This window comes from Tepidanaerobacter sp. GT38, from assembly GCF_021991635.1.
In the GTDB taxonomy this organism is placed as follows: Bacteria; Bacillota; Thermosediminibacteria; order Thermosediminibacterales; family Tepidanaerobacteraceae; genus DTU063.
This window is the reverse complement of record NZ_JAFFJA010000096.1, coordinates 1-4497: the sequence shown is the minus strand read 5'-3', so window position 1 is coordinate 4497 and position 4497 is coordinate 1. Positions and strand designations below refer to the sequence as shown.

Sequence of the window (4497 nt, the reverse complement as noted above, 5' to 3'; positions counted from 1 at the left end):
GTCTTTGCCTATGTTGTGTATGTCATCTTTTACGGTGCCCAATACGATTTTGCCCAGTTTCTCCGATTCCCCTTTTATATGCGGCAGGGTAAATTCCATTATGCTTGAGAATATTTCTCCGCCAAGTATGAGTTCTGATAGAAAGTATTCGCCTTTTTCAAATTTGTCGCCTATTACTCCCATTGCACTTCTGCATGTCTCAAGCAGCTTTTGTGGATCTCCTCCACTTTCCAGATACTCTTTGGCAAGTTTTATTGAACCTTCTTCATCCATGTCGACTATTTTGTTGAAAAGTTCTTCTTGCATGTGTTTTTCCCCCTTTTAATTTATTTTTCGTTTTAAAACTCTGCAGGCACACCTCCCTGCACATATTGGTTAAACTGCGCCTTCAGCCTCGGCTTTCCTCTGATTTATTTCATTTTGTAATTCAATTAATCTCTCTTTAGTCAGCTTGTAACCAAATGCAAGTACTAAGCCAGAAACTAAAGCAAAGATACCCGGTATGAACACAAATACATTAATTACAGCATTTTTAATGGCCATTGACGCTGTAGCCGGGTCTACACCAGCAACGAATCCTGCCGCCGATAAAACAAATGGAATTATGGTTCCTCTAGAAATAACTGCTGTTTTAAGCGACAGAGTCATTAAGCCCATAACAAATGGGGTAGTATCCTCGCCAGTCTTCCACTGAGCATATACTGCAACATCTGAATAGAGGCTTACCATTACTGCTGTCAAAAGTCCTAAGAATATCCTAGCCACCAATATGAACACAAAGAACATTACAATATTCATAGCTACGTATTTAGTGATAATTAATGACGCAGCCAAGCCTAGAAGGCCAAAAATTGACGCATTTCTTGACGAGAGTGTTTTTGAAAGAGTAGCTGCTATATGCGCACCTACAACTTGTGCTAAACCACCAAGCAGCAGATAAGTGGGCAAGAGCGCAGGGTTTTGGGCCACATAGGTAAAGTAGTATGCAGCCGCCGCTGACATTACAAAATTAACCATATATCTTAAAAAGTCTGAGATTAGCAGTACAATGAGAGGAGGATTCTGCACAAGACTATTGAACATTCCTTTAATAGATGCTACGCCTTGGGCTGAAGCACCTTTCGCTGCAGTCTTTTGCGCCTGGCCGGTTTCTTCATAGCCTTCGGTTATTTTGAAAACAGTCCAATAACAAATCATCATGACAAAGGCCATTATTCCAGCAAGTAGAGAGTATCCTAAGATAGGATTATTTGTGACTTGACCAAGAAAATTGGCTAAAGGAGGTCCTGTGTAAGAGAATGCAACTGTCCCTAAAGCGGTGTAAGTGGCGCGTCTTGCAGAAAGAAATGCACGTTCTTCAGGATTTGTAGCTAAGACAGGAATCAATGAAACGTTTGCAACCCAGGGAATATTCCAAGCAATATGACTTAAAATAAAACCTGCACATACGATAAATGCAGCTACTGATTCAGGGCCAATTCTTGTAAACTGGAAAATGTATAGTAAGACTACTATAGGCGGCGCAATAAGCATCCACGAGCGGTTTCTGCCCCATTTCATAGGTTTTGTGCCGCTTATTATGGCCCCGTAAAACGGAGATGATATAGCATCTGCAATACTTGTTACAGCTCCTATTAAAGCCACCATGGGAAGAGAAAACTTTGCAATATCAGTCAGGAAGAAAACAAAGAAAGTTAATTCTACTTGAGTCATTAAAGCGAAACCAAAGTCACCAAGACCGTAAAACCTTTTGATGGCACTGCTCAACGGTTTCTTCACGGTTTCAACCCCTCACTTTGTAAAATAATGAAACTCAAGTAATTACAAATTCCCCCCTTTTCTTTTAATAATTCACCTCCATTTAAAAACTTAGCTATATATATGTATATACAAGTATTATTGTTTTTAGTATATAAAAAATAAACGCGCTTGTCAATATTCTTCTGAAACTTATATATTTTTTTGTATTTTTTAGTCTTATTCATTAAATTCAGTAAACTTGACCGACCAATCTGCTATTAACTTTGTTAAAATACTAAAGCAATAAAAACATTATGAAATCAAACAGGCTTTCTTCAATATCCATCAATTTCTGCCATGCAAAATCTGACAATTTATTATCGAATACTCTATATTGATCCCACGACATCAGGTATTTATTTTTTAGTATATTTGAAGTTTGTGCATTATATTCCATTTTATTAAACTGCATTTCTGCTGTATCCCCGGAACTGTCGTAAACACCGTAATCTCTTACAGTTTGGGTAACGGCACACAAAGACTCAATATTAAAATCATTTAACAATAAAGGACTTCTATCAAATCCAAAGATGTATTTACCACCTGGCGCAAGGATATCTATATATTTTCGTGCCTCATCAGCACATATTTTCGGAGATTTCGTTTTCAGGTTAACAAGAGGATAAAGACCAGTAATAATATGTTTTTTGCCTAATTTTTGTTTAATAAGTTTTGGATCCCCATATTCAAACATCAGCACAGAATTGGCAGGTAGTTCACAGAGGTAATCAAGATATCTAGTCCAATCATGCTCACAAAACAGAGTGCAACGAATTCCAAGAGAAGCATACTCTTCTACCATTCTTTTAAAAGTAGGCCAATAGAGCTTCTCAAAGTCCTTTTCTCTCATAAAAGCAGGCATATGAAGCGGAATAAACACATAACCGTACCGAGAAATTTTCCTTGGCAAACCCTTCGCAAACACCAATGGATACAGTGCATCACATGCTTTTGCAACTTTATCGGGTATTTTTCTGATATCTTTGCTGATTCCTCTAATTCCTCTTAATTGGTCAGCCAAAAAATCAAAAGGGGTTTCGGTAAAACCATAATTCATGGGATTTCGAGGATAATAGCCATATTTTTCTGTCAAATTTTGCATTATCTTATTTGCCTTATCAAACTCATGTCTATAAGCCAAAAAACCTCTCATCAGGTTTAATGCACTGGTTATCGGATCATTCCAGTCTATTGCTTTATATTGTCTGGGTATTATTCTTTCTACAATGCATTCGTATGGCTTTTCTATTAAATAGTCATAGTCTTCAGGATACATACCCACTACTTCCGGATGTTGAATAAAACCATTAGAGGCCATCACAAAGGACTGGGATTTTAACACTTGATAATACGATGGATATCTATATGACCCTATAAAAAGGCATACATCTGAATATACAGTCTGGCACATGGTGTCTGCAGCATCATATATTAATTCCGAATTCCAAAGTGCTTCAGTAAGGTTTAAGCCTCCAAACTGTGCTATTACTTCAAAAGTAAGGCTTATGTTCACGGGAACCCTTTTGGGGATTCTATTGTCATAAACAGCATGGAAAATGCTGATTCTTTCCTGCTGCAGTTCTTCTGGATTCACGGTTTTCACTTCCCTTGTAAATCTAATTTCTGACTTGTTAAAATATACCTATTTTCCATTTAACTATAAGGTTCTGCGTCAATTTTGTCAATGGTTTATTATGTCACTTTCAAAAATATTAACAAATATCTTTATATTCCGATGAGTATTGCTCATTTGCTATGGTCTTTTTTTAATTCCCTTCTATTTCTATTTAAAATCGTTAGACTTAATAATAATTTGATGTTTAAATCAGATTAATTGACCTATTCGAAGTATAACTACTATCATATCCAAAATGGCATATTTTAACTTCCTGACCCTTTGGAATAATGCAAAAATTATCATCGTAAGGGCCTGTTAAAAGCTTTTCTAAAAACCAAATTCCTCCTCTTTCGACAACAAGTTCCATATTCGTTATCCGAGCAAGCTTTTCTGCCTCACTTTTGTATTTTTTTACATCGTAAGATTGAGTGTCGATAAGCATTAGATACTTGTAACTGTTGAGCATGAATTTAAAAATTTTTTCAGCTCTTTGCTCCCCATACCTTTCTACTGCTCTTTGGTATTCAGCTGCTAAACTTCTGGAGGATTCAATCCAGCCCTTTGTTAAAAAGTATGTTTTTTCAGGACGTGCAAATTTTTCACCCAGTTTTTGCAGTACCATTGAAATGCAATCATCAGTTTTCGGGATGATGAGATTGGCAGTATTTGCCTTTACTCCAATCAGGGCATTTCCGCAGCAACCGAAAGCCAGCAAAATATTTTCCGCAGTCGTTATAGAATCTATTTCTTCCTGCAGTTTTTTGCGTAGGCCATCAGGCTCCATATGATATTTTGAATCTATCCAAATAATCGGCAACTGGCATCCAGTAGAATTAACGGCTGCGGTTAATTCATCCTTCAGCGTTTCACACGCAATAACTAATTTCTCCATAAAGTTACCCCCTTTTTGTCTCTTCTCGAGCAGTATATTACTATTACTATAAAATCTTATGATAATTTTGTCAATAAAAAGCCTATAAATGATAGTGTCAAGTTGTTGTAGGATAATTAAAGTTAAAGGATCCCTATCCTTTTGATACAAAACCAGCTATATAGCATACCCGCTCCGTTGTATGCCT

Annotated in this window: 4 protein-coding genes; all 4 read right to left on the bottom strand. The window is 36.8% G+C overall.

The genetic code is table 11. The features are described 5' to 3' along the window. On the bottom strand, window positions 1–306 hold a 306-nt coding region (locus JT739_RS11180; protein WP_237661206.1), incomplete at its 3' end, for a B12-binding domain-containing protein. A 69-nt stretch (window positions 307–375) separates the two neighbouring features. Continuing rightward, complete coding sequence (locus JT739_RS11175) at window positions 376–1779, bottom strand: MFS transporter (RefSeq protein ID WP_237661205.1); 1404 nt, start codon at window positions 1777–1779, stop codon at window positions 376–378. Window positions 1780–2035: 256 nt separating this feature from the next. Then, window positions 2036–3394, bottom strand: a complete 1359-nt coding sequence (locus JT739_RS11170; protein WP_237661204.1) for a uroporphyrinogen decarboxylase family protein — start codon at window positions 3392–3394, stop codon at window positions 2036–2038. Between the two features lie 226 nt (window positions 3395–3620). After that, window positions 3621–4310 (bottom strand): DUF1638 domain-containing protein, encoded by a 690-nt coding sequence (locus JT739_RS11165; RefSeq protein ID WP_237661203.1) that lies wholly within the window; start codon window positions 4308–4310, stop codon window positions 3621–3623. Window positions 4311–4497: the final 187 nt, after the last annotated feature.